This is a genomic window from Chryseobacterium paridis (assembly GCF_016595215.1).
GTDB classification, from domain to species: domain Bacteria; phylum Bacteroidota; class Bacteroidia; order Flavobacteriales; family Weeksellaceae; genus Chryseobacterium; species Chryseobacterium paridis.
Window position 1 is genome coordinate 154521 of sequence record NZ_JAENHK010000001.1, and the last position, 19490, is coordinate 174010.

Genomic DNA, 19490 nt, shown 5'->3' on the forward strand with positions numbered 1-19490 from the left:
AAATTTAATTATAACTTAAATGCCTGATATTGATTTTTAAATTTCAGGTAATCATTTTCATTGATACTAAACTCTCCATACCATACATAATCAAATATATAAGAAAGTTTAGAAAATTCACTTTTTACCTGTTCAGCTTTAAGTTCTGCTGTATAATCTTTGTTTGTTTTTTCCGGATTCCAGATAATTAATTTTTTATCACTTAGCTTTTTAAGAACGAATAAAAACTGATAACGGATTGCCGAACGGTAATCTCCAGCGATTTCAAACTTAGCGATACTTTCGGGAAAGTTGATCTCATGGATGTTTTCATGCAGTTCCTCCTCATTGATATTCAATTTTTTATTCTTTTTACCAAAGAAGAAATTCCCATCTTTACTTATCAGATACCTAATAATAAAATATAGCAAGAATCCAACGAGAACAATTGCAAATAAGCGCATTACTACAGTAGTGATCTTTGCAGACGTTCCAAAACTATTCTCTCCAAAAATGCTTTCGAGGATCTTAGCTATTTTTCGTTGCAATTTTTGCCAGAATGATTCTTTAGGTTTTATGGTCGTGTAATCAAATTCATTTCCTTTGTATCTGGCATTGAGATTATCTTTGAATTTTTTTGGATAAACTGTGTTTTCAGAGATTGGATGTTTTATCAATACAGAATCTGCACGGTACATATTTTTGTAATGTCCCGTCCTCAATGAATCCTCAATATACCTTTCTGCTGGTGGATAGTCACCATCATTTTGAGCATATGTACATCCTATTGAGAAAAAGATCAGTAAGAAAAAAACAATTCTATTCATTGTTACCAATGGTTTCTATTTCTGCAAGTTCTACTTTCTGATGAAGATCTGCTCTACTGTCGTAATACATCAATCCGGAGTTGACGTACATCAAATTGGAAAGAAAAAATGACAACAACATTGAAATCCCATAAATCACAAAAAATAAGATTCCCATCGTTCCCTGAAAAGGATTTTGTTCAAAGCTCCCATCTGGAGTAGATGTAAGAATTGAGCTGTAGAAAAACATCATAGGAATAAATGTGAAAATGGTTGTTATCGTATACATGATAAGAAAAACGATTGTGGTCGCCCCCCAATACTTCCAATAAGGAGACTTTTCTCTTCCATTCGCATAGGAAAACTGGGCTCTTATTGAATAGCTTAAGCTTTCAAAAAAACCTCTATCACTGTTAAAATAATCATACATTAAAAATGTAACAACATTAAATAATGTAGGATAAACCAGTAACATGATAAATAATCCGATAATGATTAAAATGAGGGCATAAGATATCCCTATTATAATAAAAGCCAAAGGAGTAACGATGAATATCATTCCCAGACAAAGAATACCTATTCTTCCTGCATTACTTTTAAAGTCACTCAGGATATCATCTGTTTTAATCTTTTCTTCTCCCCGGGAAATCCTTTTCAGATAAAACACAGGATAAAGATAATTAACAATCATCAGGATTAAGAAGAGTAAAAATGTCACTAATCCAACGACTATTAACATTCCAGCATTATCTTCAAAATATTGCTGGAAGTAGTAACTATTCCCACTCATATTAGATCCAAAAAGCTGTGAAAAAAGCTCTCGGTATCCGAAGATAAAAATAGTGACCATTAAGATCAGCAATAATCCGTTTAGTAATATATAATTCTTAAAATAATTCTTTCCGTATAATTTGAAAAAATTGAAACTATCACCAATAAAAGTTCCAAAATCTCTTTTTTTATAAAATTGCATCATGTACGTGTTTATTAATTTTTTTATTGACTACGGACGGATAAACAAAGTAATAATACCCAATAACCGCAAGTGATCCCAATATGATGATCAGATTTAAGGCCAGGGGCATTTTTAATGCATGTCTTGTAATGTAGCCTTCAATAATCCCTGCACAAATGGTAAAGGGAATTGTACTTAAAAATATTTTGAATGAATCTTTAAATCCATTTTTAAAAGAATTGAATCTTGATAGCGTTTTAGGAAACAAAATAGATGCTCCTAAAATTAATCCACACATTGCCTCGACAACCATAGCAAAAATTTCAAAAACACCATGCAGCCAGATTCCCCTTGCACTTTCCTTTAATGCCCCATAGTCATAAAAAAAGTACTGGAAAGAACCAAGCATCACACTGTTTGAAAGCAAAGCATACAATGTGCCTACACCACCAAAAACGCCATAAATAAATAGTTTTGCACCTACTCCAATATTATTAAAAATGATACCTATTGTACTTCCCCATGTAGAGCCACTTTGATAAACTCCTACAGCGTTTCCTTTTTTAATGTTTTCTATTGTTTCATTTACATAGCTTTCGCCAAGAATGATATTGACAAAGTCTTTATCATAGATCGCTGAAAGAACCCCAATAGAAGTAAAGAGAATAAAAAACAAAAAAGCATACATTAAATATCTTCTGTACTGAAATACCAACAGAGGAACTTCTGTCTTAAAGAAATACAGAATTCTGTTTTCCTCTACTCTTTTTGTTTTATATATTTTTTGGAATATCTGTGAAGACAGATGATTGAGATAAACTGTGGTATTACTTTTAGGATAATAAGTTTGTGCAAAAGAAAGATCATTGATCAGGTTTATATATAGCGAAGACAGGTCATCCGGATTTTTTTTTATTTTCCCTTGAATAACCTGTTCAATTCCCAACCATTTTTCTTTATTTTGTTTTATGAAATAAACTTCTCTCATAATCTAAAGGCTAAAATAATAAAAATTATGTCTCAAATTGCGATTAATACCTCACAAAATGTAAATATTAACTTCAACATTGCCAGTGTTGGAGAAAGAATGCTTGCATTTATTATTGATCTCTTGATAAAAGTGGCCTATGTAGTTATCACCTTCTACGTATTTTTCAATTTTTTTGATTTGGGGTATTTATTAAATGGTCTTGATCAGTGGTCTCAGATGGCCATTTATATCGCTATTACATTTCCCGTGTATATCTATCCTTTGGTCTTGGAAAGTCTGATGGAAGGGCAAACACCAGGAAAAAAAGTAATGAAAATACGAGTAGTAAAAATTGATGGTTACCAGGCTAGCTTTGGTGATTATCTGATCCGTTGGGTATTTAGAATAATAGATACTTCTTTTGCCGGAGTTATTGGTTTAATTTCAATGATTGTTTCTAAAAACAATCAACGACTTGGAGACATTGCATCAGGTACTGCTGTAATTTCACTAAAAAACAGCATCAATATTTCTCACACCATTCTTGAAAATATTCAAGAAGATTATATTCCTTCATTTCCTCAGGTTATTGCTTTAAGTGATAATGATATGAGAATCATCAAGGACAATTACATGAAGGCGCTAAGGGTAGATGACAGACAAATCATAAGTAAGTTGTCCGATAAAATCAAAAATATTTTGAAATTGGAAATTGATCCTGTGAAAATGACAGAAAGACAGTTTATCAACATTGTCATTAAAGATTACAATTATTATACAGGAAAAGACAATTAATCATTGGGTTGATTTTTTTATCCGGATAATTTAAAATATGCCATTTATTCCTAAACGCAAACTCGGTGTAGTTTTTGTACATTCATTAATACTAAGCTTTTAATTATGAGATTTGAAAATAATAAATCCGGAAATGGCGGAGTTCTTACCCTAAATAATGAAGTCAAAGAAATCGGAAGATTAACATATACTATTTTTCCTGAAGAAAATAAACTGATTATTTCATTCGTATTAGTTCATCCCGAATTTGAAGGACGAGGAATGGGAAAATACCTGGTAGAAGAAGCAATAAAATTTGCAAGAGAAAACAACTGGAAAGTGTATCCACATTGTTCTTATGCAAGATCGGTTATGACCAGAATGAGTGATGTTGACGATATCTTATTAAAGAATTAAAACTTCATTCAGCAAAATATCTTCTATATCATCAGGGTAATCCACTTTTAAATGATGATCAGAAGCTACCCATGCCATGATTTCTTCAAGCTTTAAAATTTTAGAGTTTGATATTCCCATTTTATCTAATGCGCAAGCATTACACTCCTGCTCGTATTGATTATGGATTGGAATAACAAATAATTTTTTATCGAGGAAGAGAGCTTCTGCAGGAGCTTCAAAACCAGCACTACATAAGATACCATCACAGTTTTCAAAACACTTTAGATATTCGGTTTCATCAATTGGAAAGACCTCTATATTTTTAATTTTAACCCTCACCTTGCTATATTTGGAAAACACTTTCCATTCTACAGGAATTTGTTTTAAAATCTTGATGATATTTTCATCTGAAAAGCTAGGTAAGTAAACGAGATAATATCCTTTCTTAGCTGGATTAAGATTTCGAATCTTATGCCGGATAACAGGTTTCTTGATTTGCGGATGATAGTTTTCAAAATGAAATCCTATTTTTCTCTCACTTGGAACATAATACTTAAGAATAAACTCGCCGAGAAAATCTTTCTTTTCAGGTTTCGGAGTTTCTGCAAAGCTCATTGAGGCCTGGTGACTTAGTTCAATCATTGGCAATTTTTTCAATTTACTTGCCCAACCTGTTAAAGGCTCATAATCATTAATGATCAGATCATATTGTTTTAATTCTAATTCATTAATTGTTTTTATCGCCTGAATGAATTTATTTTCAGTAAATGTTTTTCGATAGGATAAACCGCCTGTTTTATCATAAAGCAAAGAAATACCCCTATGTTGAAAGTTAATGTCAAAATCAGCTTTTAATTGCGATTGATGTCCACTGATTAACGTATCAACTGAAGCATATTTTTTTAAGATGGGAATAATCTCCTGAGCTCTGGCAACATGCCCGTTCCCGGTACCCTGAAATGCATATAGGATTTTCATTCAGAAAAGTTAGTTACTATTTTTAAAAGATCGGCAGTATCAAGATCCTGAATTTCTTCTGTCTCATCTTCCTGGAGCAAATGCTTATGATCATCATAATAAAAAATTTTCCATTCTTTATTGTCATACTCCAAAGCGGATAAATTCTCTATCCAATCACCAGAATTAAGATAGGTACAAGAACCTTTTTTATTAACAACATTCCGAATCTGTGGTTGATGAATGTGTCCGCAGATTACATAATCATAATGATTGTCTATGGCCAGTTCAGAAGCAGTAAGCTCAAAGTCTCCAATGTACTTCACCGCTTTTTTTACATTGTTCTTGATTTTCTTTGAAAATGAATATTTCTCTCTACCCATCTTCTCTAAGATCCAATTGACAACATTATTGATTACAATCAGCATATCATATCCTTTTCCACCCAGTTTTGCGATCCATTTGGAGTGTTGAACAGATGCATCAAATACATCCCCGTGAAAAATCCATGTTTTCTTTTTATCGATATCAAGACAAATTTTGTTACAGACCTTCAGTTTACCTAATTCAAAATCGGTAAACTTCCTGAACATTTCATCATGATTTCCTGTGATGTAGTACACATCAGTATTTTTAGTGGCAAAAGAGAGAATCTTCTTGATTACCTTCAGGTGAGGTTTAGGGAAGTAAGACTTTTTGAACTGCCAGATATCTATAATATCACCATTCAAAACCAAAGTTTTAGGTTGAATAGAATTCAGATATCTTAATAATTCTTTAGCCTTACATCCATAAGTTCCCAAATGTACATCCGAAATAACAACTAATTCAACGTTTCTTCTCATAGTTTTATGCAAAGAAACTAATTGAAAGTTAACTATATATGAATGTTATATTATTTTTTTACAAAGAGTTCATTAACTCCTCTGTGATTTCCATGTTATGATACACGTTTTGCACATCATCATCCTCTTCAAAGCGGTCAAGCATTTTCATATTCGCTTTAAACTGCTCTTCAGTAACCTCTTTGGTATTGTTTGGAATTCTTTGAAGTTCTGCACTTTTAACCTCAATTTTTAGCTCATCTAATTTATGAGACAAAGAACCAAAATCTTCAAAAGCAGTAGTAATCATTATTTCTTCATCATCTTTATCTATATCTTCTGCTCCTCCATCAATCATCTCCATTTCGAATTCATCCCAATCCATTTTCACCTGTGCCGTATCAATATAGAATATTCCTTTTCTGTCAAAGATAAATGCTAATTCCCCGTTCTTTCCAAGGTTACCATCGAATTTATTGAAAACAGCTCTTACATTAGCTACCGTTCTGGTTGTATTATTTGTAGTACATTCTACGAAAAATGCTACTCCTCCCTGACCATATCCTTCATAGGTAACTTCTTCATAGTTTTCAGCATCTGCACCACTTGCTTTTTTGATTGCTCTTTCTACATTATCTTTAGGCATGTTTGCCCCTTTTGCATTTTGGATACATCTTCTCAAAGCAGGGTTTGCTTCAGGATCTGTTCCACCAGCTTTTACTGCTAATGCTATATCTTTACCAATTTTAGAGAAAGTTTTGGCCATTTTATCCCAGCGGGCCATTTTAGAAGCTTTTCTATATTCAAATGCTCTTCCCATTTTAATTTTTAAATTTTCAACAAAATTACTTAAAAGTCAACAAAAAAAAAATACCTCCAAAAAATTGGAGGTATTAATTATTTAGAAAAATTAATTATTTTTTCTTTTTAGCTGTCGCTTTCTTAGCTGGAGCTTTTTTCTTAGCTGTTGCTTTCTTCTTAGCTGTTGCTTTTTTAACTGGAGCATCCGCGTAATCTTTCTTAGCGATTGTATTCCATTGAGCATCATCTTCGATAGCAGTTACAACTACTTTTCTATCAGCTTGTCTTTCAGCGTCAGTTGCAGTTGCAGGAACTGTAGCTTTAGCTTTACCAACACCTACTGATTTAAGTGAGTTAGACTCTACACCTCTTGCATCTAAAGCAGCAACCACAGAAGCAGCTCTTTCTCTAGATAACTTCAAGTTGTAAACTTCAGAACCTTTAGCATCTGTTCTACCTTCTAATAGATAGTGACCTCCATCTTTCTTAATGATTTCAGCAGCTCTATCTAATGCTGGTTTAGACTCAGCTTTGATTGAAGATTTGTTGAAATCGAAATAAACATTTCTGAATTCGTTTTCTACTTCAGTAGCTGTTTGTTTTTTAGGCTTAGGACATCCGTTGTATTCTGGTAATCCAGGAACTGTAGGACAAGCATCATCTTTATCTAAGATTCCGTCTCCGTCAGTATCTGGCCAAGGACAACCGTTGTTTTCAGCTGGACCTGCAACTGTAGGACAAGCATCATCTTTATCGATAACACCATCTCCGTCAGTATCTGGCCAAGGACAACCGTTGTTTTCAACTGGTCCTGCTACATCTGGACATTGATCGTCTTTATCTGGAACTCCATCACCGTCAGTATCAGGACATCCTTGGAATTCTGGTAAACCTGGAGTATCAGGACAAAGATCATCTTTATCTAAGATACCATCCTTATCTCTATCTCTGTTACCAAATCTGAATAATAATGAAGCAGAAGCTTGCCAGAAGTTAGCAACGTTAGATTTATCACCTGGAGTTGATACATAATCTCCTTGAATACCTAAACCGAAGTTTTTAGTTACCCAGAAGTTAGCACCTGCACCAGTAGAAACTGTAAAGAAGTTAGCTTTACCATTTTCGTTACCACCGTCTCCGTTACTTACCCACTCACCATTAACAGATTGTCTTGGGAAAGTTAGAGAAGTATAATCATGTCTTAAATAGTTAGCACCTACTCTTAAGTAAGGGTCAAACCAAGATTCTTCGTTCCATAAAAGACCTGCAGCTTTAGCTTGGAAACCAAGACCCGTCATTAACATAAATTCTTTCCCCATGTTGAATCTTTTATTCTCAACATTTCCTACGGAAGTCTGCCAGTCAATAACTAAACCTTTACCAATGTTTCTAGCAACTGTAAGTTTAGATAATGGAGGAGTAATAGAGAAGTTGTTCATATTGAACATTGTCTTCGTTAAATTTCTCGCACTGAAAGTGTTACCAAAGTCACTTCGTATTGCTTTATGGTTTTCTGCATGAGCACCAACTCCGATCAACCACGGATTATTGGTAGTCTGCGCGAAAACAGTAGAGGCAACGGTAAGCGCCAATGCTGAAATTCCTAATTTTAGATTTTTCATAGAATTAAATGATTAAATAATTGATATTGCAAAATAAATATAATTTTTCTTTATATACAAAGTTTTTTGAATGATTTTTAACTTTTCTTTAATATTCTATCGAGGGTTCGTTTATTTTCTCTATCTTTTATCGCTTCCCTTTTATCAAAAAGCTTTTTACCTCTGGCAAGGGCTATTAAGACCTTAGCTTTTCCCTTTTCGGTAATATATAATTTCAGAGGTATAATTGTGTTCCCTGCATCTTTTAACTTTTTTTCGAATTTTTGTAATTCTTTTTTGTGCAAGAGCAATTTCCGTTCCCTTTTTGTTTTATGATTGTAAAAAGTTCCCAATTTATACTCATCAATCATCATATTAATGATATATAATTCCCCATCAATAAACTGACAGAAGGATTCTGCAATGGATGCTTTAGAAGAACGCAAAGATTTTATTTCTGTACCTGTTAAAACCATTCCTGCTTCTACTTCTTCTACGATTTCATACTCAAATCGGGCTTTTCTATTTAATATGTTGACTGTTTTTTCGATCTTCATTATATTAAAATTTCATTATGAAATATACAAAAATACCTTTCATTTAAAAACTTGACTATTACATTATTATAAATTACCCAAATTCTTTTCGTATTTTTGCGCCAAATTTACAAAACTATATGTTAACAGTATCTAACTTATCTTTACAATTCGGGAAAAGAGTTCTTTTTGACGAAGTAAACATCATGTTTGCTAAAGGAAATTGTTATGGGATTATCGGAGCTAATGGAGCAGGAAAATCTACATTCCTTAAAATATTAACAGGAAAACAGGACCCAACTACAGGAAGTGTATCATTAGAGCCTGGAAAAAGAATGTCTGTTTTAGAGCAGGATCACTTTGCATACGATCAATATAATGTTCTGGAAACAGTACTAAGAGGTAACAAAAAGTTATTTGAGATAAAGGCAGAAATGGATGCGTTATACGCAAAAGAAGATTTTTCTGATGAAGATGGTATCAAAGCAGGAGAATTAGGCGTTGTTTATGATGAAATGGGAGGATGGAATTCAGAATCTGATGCTCAGACAATGCTTTCTAACGTAGGTATCAAAGACGATATGCATTGGCAGATGATGGGAGAACTTGAGAACAAGGACAAAGTAAAGGTTCTTTTGGCTCAGGCTCTGTTCGGTAATCCTGATGTACTTATTCTGGATGAGCCTACCAATGACCTTGACATTGACACTATTGCCTGGTTGGAGAATTTCCTTGCTGATTATGAAAACACAGTTATTGTCGTATCTCACGACCGTCACTTCCTTGATACGGTGTGTACGCATATCGGAGATTTAGATTATGCAAAACTTAATCTTTATACAGGTAACTACTCTTTCTGGTATCAGGCATCTCAATTAGCAACAAGACAAAGAGCACAGGCTAATAAAAAAGCTGAAGAAAAGAAAAAAGAACTTCAGGATTTCATTGCAAGATTTAGTTCAAACGTTGCTAAGGCTAAACAGGCTACAGCTAGAAAGAAAATGATCGATAAATTAAATATCGATGACATTAAGCCATCTTCAAGAAGATATCCGGCAATTATTTTCGAAATGGAAAGAGAGGCAGGAGATCAGATTTTAGATGTTAAAGGTCTTGAAAAAACTAAAGACGGTGAATTACTTTTCTCAAACATAGATCTAAATCTTAAAAAGGGAGATAAAGTAGCTGTACTTTCTAAAAACTCTTTAGCTATTACAGAATTTTTCGAGATTTTGGCTGGAAATGTTGAGGCCGACAAAGGGGTTGTTGCATGGGGAGTTACAACGAACCAGTCTCACATGCCTTTAGATAACACTAATTTCTTCCAAGAAGATATCAACTTAGTAGACTGGTTAAGACAATTTACTAAAAATGACGAGGAACGTCATGAAGAATTCATGAGAGGATTTTTAGGAAGAATGTTATTTTCAGGTGATGAAGCTTTAAAATCTTGTAAAGTACTTTCCGGAGGTGAAAAAATGAGATGTATGTTCAGTAGAATGATGCTTCAAAAAGCTAATATCTTACTTCTTGATGAACCTACCAATCACTTGGATCTGGAAAGTATTACCACATTAAACAACTCTTTATCTAACTTCAAAGGAAATCTTTTGTTAGCATCTCATGACCACGAAATGCTTCAAACAGTCTGTAACAGGATCATCGAATTAACTCCTAATGGAATTATCGATAGAGAAATGAGCTATGACGAATATCTTGCTGATAAAAAAGTGAAAGAATTAAGAGAGAAAATGTATTCTTAATTGACTAAGAAAATATTTAAAATAAAAAAGCCTCAAATATTTGAGGCTTTTTTTATTTAGGACATCAAGCTATTTCGTAAGCTTAGCTGTCGGTAAAGTAACCGTGCCCGGATCTTTCCATAACCCATCTTTTTCTGCTCTCTTCTTTATATTCTGAGCTCTTTTTTCACTATCCGGGTGAGAATTAAACATTTTTTGGAAACCAGACTGTGTACTTCCCTCTGAAAGCAATGCTAACTTTTTAAATGCCGTATATTCTGCTACCACATTGTATTTATTAGCCTTCATAAAATCGTAAGAATAAACATCTGCTTCAGATTCCTGCTTTTTACTATGAGAAGCATCCAGGAATGCATTGGCCATCTTACCAACCTGGCTATCATTTAGGGTAGCTACAGTAGATGAAGCGGAAGATGCCGCATCCAAAGCCGCTGCTTTTAAGTAAGCCGATTTAATGGCATCTTTTGTATCCTGATTTTTCACATGTCCTATTTCATGTCCTATTACTGCTAACAACTCATCATCGGTCATGATATCCATTAATGATGAAAATACCCGCACACTTCCGTCGGCACAAGCAAAGGCATTGATGTCTTTTACTTTATATACTTTATAGTTAAGATTGAGACCATCTTGTGATTTATGCTTACCAAAAAGCTTATTCAGTCTTACCGTATAAGGGTCTTTTGCCCCTGCAACCGGATTATTTTTATCCATCCAATCTACAGACTCTTTAGATAATTTTACAGCATCTTCATTAGTGAATGTTAATGCTTTTGCTCCTTTAGAAGCTACATCAGTGATTTTTCCGAGGTTAATTTTCTGCCCTTGAAATGCATGTACAGCTCCTATTAAGCATATACTTAAAATAATTTTCTTCATATAAATTATATTTTGGTTTGAGCAGCGAATATATAATTTTTTTAACTAAAAAAGTCCCTTTCTAGAAAATTCCAGAAAGAGACTCACACCTAATATTAAGAAATCACTTTATACAATAAACAAAGAAGCAATTGCAGTTGCGTCACTACCACTTAAAATTTCATCATAAGCGGCAGAACCAGCTGCTGCTCCAAATGCTGTTGCAGTATTGTATCCAGCTTGATTTGTATTATCTTCTCCTGCATATACAGGGTTTGTAGCGGCAGGCATATTTCCACCATTCGCTAGTTCTATCCATCCTTTATTAGCCCTCATTCTTCTTACTTGAGAAGCATGTCTTGCTTCAACTGAATGAATTTGTAAAGCAGCCTGTAACACGACTTTATTTGACATCACATTTCCCGCCTGTCCTTTGTATGCTCTTACACCGGTGTCTTCAAAAGCCTGAGCGAGAACTAAAAATTGATTATAATCTGTAAACGGAGCAAAATTACCTCCGGCAGTAAAGTCAAAATTAGGTTTTGCTCCTGGTGTAACCCCTAGGGACGTCAATGTACTTTTTAGAAAACCCACATGTGCAGATTCATGCTTAGAAATTTGCATAAAAACTGTACGATCCCCATTAGGAATTAAACCTGCTGCACCTAGCCCCATAGCGTAATATTCATTTTCTAAATATTCTAAAGTTAAAGCTAATTGTAATGCATCTGTTAAAGCAGTTTTAAAGAAACTTCCCGGAACTTCTATGCTTTGAGTCTCTGCTTTAGCAGGAGTTGACATTGCTAGCCCTAGTCCAAGAGGAACAGATGCAATGGCCGCTTTCTTTCCAAACGCAGAAATATTTGTAAGGGTTTCTAATCTTGAAGCTTCTGTTGTAAAAAATTTATCATCAGAAAATTTATCTAGTAATTTAAGAATGTTCATAACTGTAAGTTTAAAAGTTAATAGTTTAATTAATGCCTCTTTCTTTCCATGTAAATGGCGTTTTTATAAATCCTCCAGCAGCCATTACTATATCTTTTGGCTCTTTAGCTACATCCAATCCGTTAGCATCTATAACATCATCTCCAGAAAAATCAGCTGATCCTGGATTAATAGCATTTCTTATTGCAGATGCATGTCTGGCTTCTACAGAAACGATCTTCCCTGCAATTACCAAGTAGTCTGGTTTTGTAATATACTTTGCTGCAGCATTATATGCTGCTACACCTGTATCTTCCAAAGCCTTTGCTGTAGCTAATACCGAACTCCTATTACTAAAATTTACGTTGGGATATTGAAACTCAAGCTTTGGTAATACATTAGAAGTTACCCCACTTATTGCAGCTTTAAAAAAATCACGATGAATGACTTCGTGATGATATAAATCTGTAAATAATTCTTTTTCAGCAGTTGAAATTCCAGTATAGAAACTGTTAACTACTTTTGTATAAAAATCTGCTTCAAGCTGCTCAAGAGCATACGCATAATTAAGTACACCTACATCTCCGGATCCAAGATCAAATACTTTGCTATCATCCATCTGGAAATCATCATTATCGTCACAACCCACTAATGCTAAGCCTGCCATAGCAAGCCCAATACCTCCGAGTTTCAAGAAATTTCTTCTCCCTGTATCCAAGGTTGCTCCCTGGTTAGAAACATTAATTGTCTTTTTCATAATATTAATTTTAAAGTGTTTAGTTATTTAATATCATTTACGACAATCCATTATGTTTGGATTTACAAAATCCAAAATTTTATTAATTCTTATTAGAGTTTTATGATTTTTTAATATTAAACAACTAAAAACCAAAACATTAAATATTTACAATGAATTAAATTCAGATGTATTTTATGCGACCTGGCTCCTTTATTTTATATTATTATATTAACGGTTGATCATTCCTTTTTAAAATATATTTTCCCTATTTTTGTGAAATGAGTCAAAAATGGATTTACAGACCTGAACCCGATGAGGAAGTTGTAGACAGATTAAGTTCGTCCCTTGGTTTCGGAACTTTTGAATCTAAACTTCTTGTTCTTAGAGGAATTGACAATTATCAAAAGGCCCGAGAATTTTTTAAGCCTAATCTTACCGATATACACAGTCCCTTTTTAATGGCTGATATGCAAAAAGCAGTAGAGCGTATTGCAACAGCAATTGAAAATGGAGAAAAAATATTAGTCTACGGCGATTATGACGTAGACGGAACCACAGCTGTTGCACTAATGTATCTGTACCTCAGCAAAATAGTTCAAAAAAAATACCTGGATTATTATATTCCTGATAGAAATTCCGAAGGTTATGGGATTTCAACAGAGGGGATTGATTTTGCAAAAGAAAATGGCTTTTCTTTAATTATTGCACTGGATTGTGGCATCAAGGCTATTGATATGATCAGCTATGCACAAAGTTTAGATGTTGATTTTATTATTTGTGACCACCATTTACCTGGTGAAGAGATTCCCAATGCCGTTGCCGTTCTGGATCCTAAACGAAGTGACTGCAGATATCCTTTCAAGGAACTTTCAGGATGTGGAGTAGGTTTCAAATTATGTCAGGGATTAAATACAATTTATAAAATTCCAGATGCTGAATTATTTGAATTAACAGATCTTCTCGCTATATCTATTGCAGCTGATATTGTTTCCATGACGGGAGAAAACAGGGTTTTAGCTAAAATGGGCTTGAAAACTCTAAGAAAAACAAGAAACTTGGGCTTAAGACTTCTCATTCCTGAAGACAAACTTTCTCATTTCGAAATTTCAAATATTGTATTTGAGATTGCTCCAAAAATTAATGCTGCGGGTAGAATTTCTCATGGAAAGGCAGCCGTAGAACTGATGGTTTCGGATAATCTGAAGCACGCCCATCAGATCGTGAGTGATATCATGGGGCTTAATGATGAAAGACGTGAGCTTGATATGAACTCGACACTTTCTGCATTAAACCAAATTATAGAATCACAGCAACAAACCAAGCTTACTACTATTGTTTATCATCCGGAATGGAATAAAGGAGTTATAGGAATTGTAGCTTCAAGACTTATTGAAACCTATTACAAACCTACTTTGGTTTTTACCGATGGAAATAATGGTGAAATGGTAGCATCAGCAAGATCAGTTTCTGATTTTGATGTGCATGAGGCATTGGATCTTTGTTCTGAATATTTTCTAAAATTTGGAGGCCATCATGCCGCTGCCGGACTTTCGATGGAAAAATCAAAATTTGAAGCTTTTAAAGAAAAATTCGAAAAGGTGGTCACTGAAAAGATTCAGGAGCATCAAAAGGAAGCTTCCATCATCATTGATTCTGAAATTGAAATAGATGAGATCAACAGAGAGTTTATTAACTTCCATAGGAAATTAGCACCATTTGGACCTCATAATATGAAACCTATTCTGGCATTAAAAAACCAGAAACTATCGGGATATATAAAAACAATGGGAAAAGATAATAACCATGTTAAGTTTTATATTAAACAAGAATCTACTGGCAGAAATATCGAATGTGTTGGTTTTAAATTAGGCCAATTCTCAGAAGATTTCAGAAACAAATATTTTGATTTGGCATTTACTTTAGAAGAAAACCATTGGAAAGGAAATGTAACTCATTATCTGAATATTAAGGATGTGAAGTTTAGAGATTAGGGATAAGGTTTTAGGTGCTAGGTAGCAGGTAGCAGAAAAACCAATACCCAGATTACTTATTTTTAATTGCTTTACATATTTCAAAGAGTTAAAAAGAAATTTAATACCAACTACACAACACATTAATACTGCAATCTATAAACTATCATCTGCCATCTAAGTAAAATGAAAAAAATCGGTCTCTTTTTCGGCTCATTTAATCCAATACATATTGGACATCTTATTTTAGCGAATTACATTTTGGAGAATTCCGATATGGAGGAATTGTGGTTTGTTGTAAGCCCGCAAAATCCATTTAAGGATAAAAAATCGTTATTGAAAGATCATAACCGGTTAGATATGGTTCAGGCTGCAATAAAAAACTATCCTAACATGAGAGCTTCGAATGTAGAGTTTTCTCTTCCCAAGCCTAGCTATACGATCGATACGCTCACTTATCTTAATGAAAAATATCCTGATCATTCATTTAGTTTAATTATGGGTGAAGATAATCTGGATGGTCTTCATAAATGGAAAAACTCGGAAACACTGATAAAAAATTATCATATTATTGTGTATCCCAGAGTTTTTGAGGGTGAGAAAAAAGATTCAGATTATTTACAACATGAAAATATTTCCCTTATTAAGGCACCTGTCATAGAAATTTCAGCAACAGAAATCCGCAGTATGATCAAGCAGGGCAAAAATGTAAGACCTATGCTTCCTCCCGAAGTTTTTGAATATTTGGATGGTAGTAGTTTTTATAAATAATTTGTATGAGATTGTATATACTCTTTTTTATTTTATTCACACAGTCTTTTTTCTTTTGTCAAGATACATCTACTAAAGTAGAAGATTCTCTCCAAAAGGTAAGAGAAATAGAGTACATGAAAAGATATCAAGAGAGACTAAAATATTTTAGAAAACAATGCAGTAGTGATTCAGTAAAAGCAGTTATCGATTCAAAGGTTGAAAATAAATATTTTATATACCTTATTGCTCCAGGTGGAGATGATTTTCCTGCAAAAAAAGAACTTGGAGAAGCTTTAAAAAAATATAATATTATTTGGGGAGGAACTGTGATGGGTAGTGATATACCTTTACATTATACAGATAACTTATGTTATCATCGATACATGAACTACTTTACAGAGAAAAATTTTGGTGAAGATTTTATTAATAACATTATAAAACAATCAATTTTAGAACATATTAATGAAAATCTATCTTCAATTTTCGAATACAACGATCATACTTATTGGCTTTATGAAGGAACGCCTCAACCAGCGGACATTTTAATCAACGAATATTTTTTTAAAAACTTCACATATCCACAAAGCTATAAATATTCAACACAAGAGAATCAATCATTTACTGAAGTTACATTAGAATTAGATGAAGAAAACTATACCTTAAAATTAGAAGGTTTAAATCATCATTTCGAGAATCAACAAAATGAACAGTTTATCCCTTATTTTGAAAAAAAAATTAGAAATTTTATTAAATCCAGTAAATTTGCACTTTCAAGGCAAAACGTCCTGCGTGGTGTGAAAAAATCTTTTAAAATTTATTATAAATAATTAAAATGAACTTCATCGAAAAATTTTTCTCAAAATATTCTCAGGAAAAAATCATCAAATGGTTTAAGCAAATTTGTGTAGCTGAAGCACTATCTTGTTTCTTACTTTATGGAGTTGCCATGATCTGGAAAAGATATGACGACGAAGGATTATTACCTACGATTTTTATTATTGTTATAGGAAACATCCATGGCCTGTTTTTCACGATCTATCTTTTACTTTGCCTTCCTGTAAGAAAGATTTTTAAGTGGGATGATGAAGATTTTGTCTTTGCATTGCTTTCCGCATTTTTCCCTTTTGCAACAATCTGGGTAGATAAAAAGCTAGCCCGTTTTGATAGAGAGTAAGAATTAAGGACTGGATTAGTCCTTTTTTTATTTTTAAGATTACTACAACAACTCATCAAAATTCTCGTGCCGTTTTTTTGGCAAACAGGACATTACTCACCAATATTTGGAATTGAGGCGCTTCTATGTTGCTTCTTTTTATGTTAATTTCTTCTAATTTTTAGTTTCAATGTAATAACTTCTTTTGTTAAGTTGTCTAATAAATGAGTCAATTAAATTATATAAAAATTTTTAACTAAAATTTTATTAACTGAAAATCAATAAGTTAAAAATATTGTAAAAACTTTTTAAGTACTTTGTATTGCATAATACTAAATTTATTATATATCTTTGTAATGTTAAATAATAACAAATACAAGCTATTAACAAATAAAAAATAGAATCATGAAAACGCCCACTCTCTTAGCAGCCTTATTTTTCACAGGATTTGTTTTTGCCCAACAGAAATCAGACACTCTAAAAACTAAAAATATAGAAGGTATTACTTTAAAGAAACAAGTCTTCAAAAAACAAAGTGATCGCTTTATTTATGATGTTGCTTCTTCCCCAATTGCAAAAGGAACGAACACATTCAACCTTCTAAAACAAACTCCAATGATTTCCAGTATTGATGGAAAAACATTGAAGATCATGGGAAAATCTGAAGTGGTCATTTACATCAACAATAAAAAATCTAATATGGATGCTGAGGCATTAATTGAAATGCTTAAGAACACTCCTTCAGAAGACATCCAGAAAATTGAAGTTATCACAGTTCCTGGTAGTGAATTTCAAGTTGAATCGAATGATGGTGTCATCAATATTGTGATGAAAAAAAGCAGAAATAATGGTTATAACGGGACAGTAAAAATGCAGAATGAGCAGGCTTATTATAACAACCCTTCTGCAAGTGCATCATTCAATTTGAGAAAAGATAAATTCGCCGTTAGTACCAATTTCAGTACAGGAAGCTGGACAGACAGAGAAAAGTATAGACTTTCAAACGGAAACTCCACTTTCAAAAATGAATCTTTTGGATTCAATGATGATCCTAATAAAAATTTTGGAGGAAGCGTTAATGTTGATTACGAAATTAATAAAAAGCAAAGTTTAGGTTTCACATACAATATGAGATACAATAAAAGCTTTAATTCAATTTTAGATATCACCAATATTCAAAATGGAGTTTTGAAAAACAGAACTGTAAATGACGAGGATGCACAAACGAGAAACCATTCTTTTAATTTAAACTATGAAATCAAGACAGACTCATTGGGCAGTAAGTTGACTTCCAACATTTCTTACTTATGGTTCAATAGAGATAAATACAGCATCAACGAAACATTCCCTTTTTATGACGCTGATAATAATAAATACGGAGCTTTTAAACAATGGGTTCCACAGATTATTAACAATTACGCAGCCAATATAGATTATGTTAAAAAAACGGCGAAAGGGAATTCATGGTTAATGGGAATCAGTTATAATAACACTAAAACAGATAATGATACAAGACAAGATGTTTATACAAAAGCCAGTAACAGTTTCGTAAACGATTTCGATCAGACCAATCATTTCATTTATAAAGAAAATATCCTGGGGCTTTACCTTACGTACGAAAGAAAATTAAGCGAAAAAATATCCGGAAAAATAGGAACGCGTTATGAAATGACAAGAAGTACCGGAGAAATATTAGGAAAGACCGGATTTGACAGAAATTATAATAACCTACTTCCTTATCTTAATTTCAATTATGCTATCAATGCAGATAATAATATCACCTATACTTTTTCAAGCAGAATTAGAAGACCGAGATTCTGGGAACTAAACCCATCCAGAACTTACTTCACACCAGATAATTACACCCAAAACAACCCGTTTGTTTTAGCTTCTAAATATTATAATCAGGAAATCAATTATATGTTTAAGAATGCTTTTTATGCAAACCTAAGTTTTAATTATGTAGAAGATGCTTCAAACCAGGTTCCTTTACAGGGAACAGTAACAAAACCTCAAAAGGACGAAAATGGAAAAATAATACTTGATAATAGCGGAGATCCTATTATGGTTACCACAAAATTCCTAAGGTACATCAGAACCAATTATGGTAATAACAAACAACTTGGTTTGACATTAGGAATGAACAAATCCTGGTTCAAAGACATCTGGACAACGAATTATTCTGTGAATTTAGCGTATGCTATGTATTCCGGTACCGTATCTGAAGATCCAACATCAAGACCAGTTCCAGGACAAACAGAAGTACTTACCCCATATGTTATTGATGTAAAAAACTTCAATATTTCAGCACAGTTCAATAATACAATTCGCCTTTCTTCTAAAAAAGACTGGTTCCTGGGAGTTAATTATTTCTACGGAGGAAAAAGCCAGATAGAAATTGGAGAATTAGGAACCAGACAAAGTTTAGATCTTAATGTGAAAAAGATTATTAATAACTGGACTGTCCTAGTTGAAGTATATGATGTATTCAATCAAAACTTCAGTAAAATCAAAGGAGTTCAACCTGATGGAAGCTTTAACAATGTTACGAATTTTGAGTATCCAAGAATTTTCAGCGTAGGTGTTACATACAATTTTGGTAATCAAAAACTCAAAAAAACCAGAGAAATGAAATCAGCCAATGATGCTGTAAAATCAAGAACTTAATTAATAAACCTCTCTAAGATTCTGTTTTAAGCCCCATTCAGAATCAAAACCTCAACTT

Annotated in this window: 19 protein-coding genes; 8 read left to right on the top strand and 11 right to left on the bottom strand. The window is 33.1% G+C overall.

The features are described 5' to 3' along the window. Positions 1-8 precede the first annotated feature (8 nt). The 3 genes from JHL15_RS00655 to JHL15_RS00665 are packed head-to-tail and all read right to left on the bottom strand — an operon-like array spanning position 9 to position 2728. Complete coding sequence (locus JHL15_RS00655; protein WP_200241527.1) at positions 9-806, bottom strand: DUF4129 domain-containing protein; 798 nt, start codon at positions 804-806, stop codon at positions 9-11. Next, positions 799-1758, bottom strand: a complete 960-nt coding sequence (locus JHL15_RS00660) for a DUF4013 domain-containing protein (RefSeq protein WP_234047656.1) — start codon at positions 1756-1758, stop codon at positions 799-801. Before JHL15_RS00660 ends, JHL15_RS00655 begins: the two co-directional genes overlap by 8 nt. Then, positions 1745-2728: a stage II sporulation protein M gene (locus JHL15_RS00665; protein ID WP_200241533.1), complete on the bottom strand. Its 984-nt coding sequence runs from the start codon at positions 2726-2728 to the stop codon at positions 1745-1747. Before JHL15_RS00665 ends, JHL15_RS00660 begins: the two co-directional genes overlap by 14 nt. A 27-nt stretch (positions 2729-2755) precedes the next feature. Between JHL15_RS00665 and JHL15_RS00670 the strand changes: the two genes are divergently transcribed. Beyond that, positions 2756-3505 carry an RDD family protein gene (locus JHL15_RS00670; RefSeq protein ID WP_200241536.1) on the top strand — a complete coding sequence of 250 codons (750 nt, stop codon included), beginning with the start codon at positions 2756-2758 and terminating at the stop codon, positions 3503-3505. Between the two features lie 105 nt (positions 3506-3610). Then, entirely contained in the window at positions 3611-3901 is a 291-nt protein-coding gene (locus tag JHL15_RS00675; RefSeq protein WP_200241539.1) for a GNAT family N-acetyltransferase, read from the top strand. Here the strand turns inward: JHL15_RS00675 and JHL15_RS00680 are convergent. The 5 genes from JHL15_RS00680 to smpB form a co-directional block, all read right to left on the bottom strand. Continuing rightward, entirely contained in the window at positions 3890-4861 is a 972-nt protein-coding gene (locus JHL15_RS00680; RefSeq protein WP_200241542.1) for a glycosyltransferase family protein, read from the bottom strand. The genes JHL15_RS00675 and JHL15_RS00680 overlap by 12 nt on opposite strands. Further along, positions 4858-5685 (bottom strand): UDP-2,3-diacylglucosamine diphosphatase, encoded by an 828-nt coding sequence (locus tag JHL15_RS00685; RefSeq protein ID WP_200241544.1) that lies wholly within the window; start codon positions 5683-5685, stop codon positions 4858-4860. Before JHL15_RS00685 ends, JHL15_RS00680 begins: the two co-directional genes overlap by 4 nt. Before the next feature lie 58 nt (positions 5686-5743). Continuing rightward, positions 5744-6484 (bottom strand): YebC/PmpR family DNA-binding transcriptional regulator, encoded by a 741-nt coding sequence (locus tag JHL15_RS00690; RefSeq protein WP_200241546.1) that lies wholly within the window; start codon positions 6482-6484, stop codon positions 5744-5746. Between the two features lie 94 nt (positions 6485-6578). Continuing rightward, entirely contained in the window at positions 6579-8087 is a 1509-nt protein-coding gene (locus JHL15_RS00695) for an OmpA family protein (RefSeq protein WP_200241548.1), read from the bottom strand. A gap of 77 nt (positions 8088-8164) precedes the next feature. Next, positions 8165-8623: an SsrA-binding protein SmpB gene (gene smpB / locus JHL15_RS00700; RefSeq protein WP_200241550.1), complete on the bottom strand. Its 459-nt coding sequence runs from the start codon at positions 8621-8623 to the stop codon at positions 8165-8167. Between the two features lie 119 nt (positions 8624-8742). On the opposite strand from smpB, the gene JHL15_RS00705 reads away from it, so the two are divergent. Beyond that, a complete protein-coding gene (locus JHL15_RS00705; protein ID WP_200241552.1) occupies positions 8743-10365 on the top strand; it encodes an ABC-F family ATP-binding cassette domain-containing protein in 1623 nt (540 codons plus the stop codon). Positions 10366-10434: 69 nt separating this feature from the next. Here JHL15_RS00705 and JHL15_RS00710 read toward each other — a convergent pair whose 3' ends face one another. From JHL15_RS00710 to JHL15_RS00720, 3 genes are all read right to left on the bottom strand, one after another. Continuing rightward, positions 10435-11247, bottom strand: a complete 813-nt coding sequence (locus JHL15_RS00710; RefSeq protein ID WP_200241554.1) for a M48 family metallopeptidase — start codon at positions 11245-11247, stop codon at positions 10435-10437. A gap of 108 nt (positions 11248-11355) precedes the next feature. Further along, a complete protein-coding gene (locus tag JHL15_RS00715; protein ID WP_200241556.1) occupies positions 11356-12171 on the bottom strand; it encodes a ferritin-like domain-containing protein in 816 nt (271 codons plus the stop codon). A gap of 25 nt (positions 12172-12196) precedes the next feature. After that, positions 12197-12907: a ferritin-like domain-containing protein gene (locus JHL15_RS00720; RefSeq protein ID WP_200241559.1), complete on the bottom strand. Its 711-nt coding sequence runs from the start codon at positions 12905-12907 to the stop codon at positions 12197-12199. Positions 12908-13167: 260 nt separating this feature from the next. Here JHL15_RS00720 and recJ point away from each other — a divergent pair, with 260 nt between their 5' ends. The 5 genes from recJ (at position 13168) to JHL15_RS00745 (ending at position 19432) form a co-directional block, all read left to right on the top strand. Further along, complete coding sequence (gene recJ, locus JHL15_RS00725; protein WP_200241562.1) at positions 13168-14880, top strand: single-stranded-DNA-specific exonuclease RecJ; 1713 nt, start codon at positions 13168-13170, stop codon at positions 14878-14880. 165 nt (positions 14881-15045) lie between these two features. Further along, the gene (gene nadD / locus JHL15_RS00730) at positions 15046-15630 is read left to right on the top strand and encodes a nicotinate (nicotinamide) nucleotide adenylyltransferase (RefSeq protein WP_200241564.1); all 585 of its coding nucleotides are present in this window, start codon (positions 15046-15048) and stop codon (positions 15628-15630) included. A gap of 116 nt (positions 15631-15746) precedes the next feature. Next, positions 15747-16439 (top strand): hypothetical protein, encoded by a 693-nt coding sequence (locus JHL15_RS00735; RefSeq protein ID WP_200241566.1) that lies wholly within the window; start codon positions 15747-15749, stop codon positions 16437-16439. Positions 16440-16444: 5 nt separating this feature from the next. After that, the gene (locus tag JHL15_RS00740; RefSeq protein ID WP_200241568.1) at positions 16445-16786 is read left to right on the top strand and encodes a DUF3817 domain-containing protein; all 342 of its coding nucleotides are present in this window, start codon (positions 16445-16447) and stop codon (positions 16784-16786) included. A 384-nt stretch (positions 16787-17170) separates the two neighbouring features. Further along, positions 17171-19432 (top strand): outer membrane beta-barrel family protein, encoded by a 2262-nt coding sequence (locus JHL15_RS00745; RefSeq protein WP_200241570.1) that lies wholly within the window; start codon positions 17171-17173, stop codon positions 19430-19432. The last annotated feature ends 58 nt before the right edge of the window (positions 19433-19490 follow it).

Coding starts and splice junctions, on each gene's coding strand:
- JHL15_RS00720 (WP_200241559.1), bottom strand. CDS start 12,907: ATGAAAAAGACAATTAATGTTTCTAACCAGGGAGCAACCTTGGATACA.
- JHL15_RS00710 (WP_200241554.1), bottom strand. CDS start 11,247: ATGAAGAAAATTATTTTAAGTATATGCTTAATAGGAGCTGTACATGCA.
- JHL15_RS00655 (WP_200241527.1), bottom strand. CDS start 806: ATGAATAGAATTGTTTTTTTCTTACTGATCTTTTTCTCAATAGGATGT.
- JHL15_RS00680 (WP_200241542.1), bottom strand. CDS start 4,861: ATGAAAATCCTATATGCATTTCAGGGTACCGGGAACGGGCATGTTGCC.
- JHL15_RS00715 (WP_200241556.1), bottom strand. CDS start 12,171: ATGAACATTCTTAAATTACTAGATAAATTTTCTGATGATAAATTTTTT.
- JHL15_RS00690 (WP_200241546.1), bottom strand. CDS start 6,484: ATGGGAAGAGCATTTGAATATAGAAAAGCTTCTAAAATGGCCCGCTGG.
- JHL15_RS00660 (WP_234047656.1), bottom strand. CDS start 1,758: ATGCAATTTTATAAAAAAAGAGATTTTGGAACTTTTATTGGTGATAGT.
- JHL15_RS00665 (WP_200241533.1), bottom strand. CDS start 2,728: ATGAGAGAAGTTTATTTCATAAAACAAAATAAAGAAAAATGGTTGGGA.
- nadD (WP_200241564.1), top strand. CDS start 15,046: ATGAAAAAAATCGGTCTCTTTTTCGGCTCATTTAATCCAATACATATT.
- JHL15_RS00675 (WP_200241539.1), top strand. CDS start 3,611: ATGAGATTTGAAAATAATAAATCCGGAAATGGCGGAGTTCTTACCCTA.
- JHL15_RS00735 (WP_200241566.1), top strand. CDS start 15,747: ATGAAAAGATATCAAGAGAGACTAAAATATTTTAGAAAACAATGCAGT.
- JHL15_RS00670 (WP_200241536.1), top strand. CDS start 2,756: ATGTCTCAAATTGCGATTAATACCTCACAAAATGTAAATATTAACTTC.
- JHL15_RS00740 (WP_200241568.1), top strand. CDS start 16,445: ATGAACTTCATCGAAAAATTTTTCTCAAAATATTCTCAGGAAAAAATC.
- JHL15_RS00685 (WP_200241544.1), bottom strand. CDS start 5,685: ATGAGAAGAAACGTTGAATTAGTTGTTATTTCGGATGTACATTTGGGA.
- JHL15_RS00695 (WP_200241548.1), bottom strand. CDS start 8,087: ATGAAAAATCTAAAATTAGGAATTTCAGCATTGGCGCTTACCGTTGCC.
- JHL15_RS00705 (WP_200241552.1), top strand. CDS start 8,743: ATGTTAACAGTATCTAACTTATCTTTACAATTCGGGAAAAGAGTTCTT.
- JHL15_RS00745 (WP_200241570.1), top strand. CDS start 17,171: ATGAAAACGCCCACTCTCTTAGCAGCCTTATTTTTCACAGGATTTGTT.
- recJ (WP_200241562.1), top strand. CDS start 13,168: ATGAGTCAAAAATGGATTTACAGACCTGAACCCGATGAGGAAGTTGTA.
- smpB (WP_200241550.1), bottom strand. CDS start 8,623: ATGAAGATCGAAAAAACAGTCAACATATTAAATAGAAAAGCCCGATTT.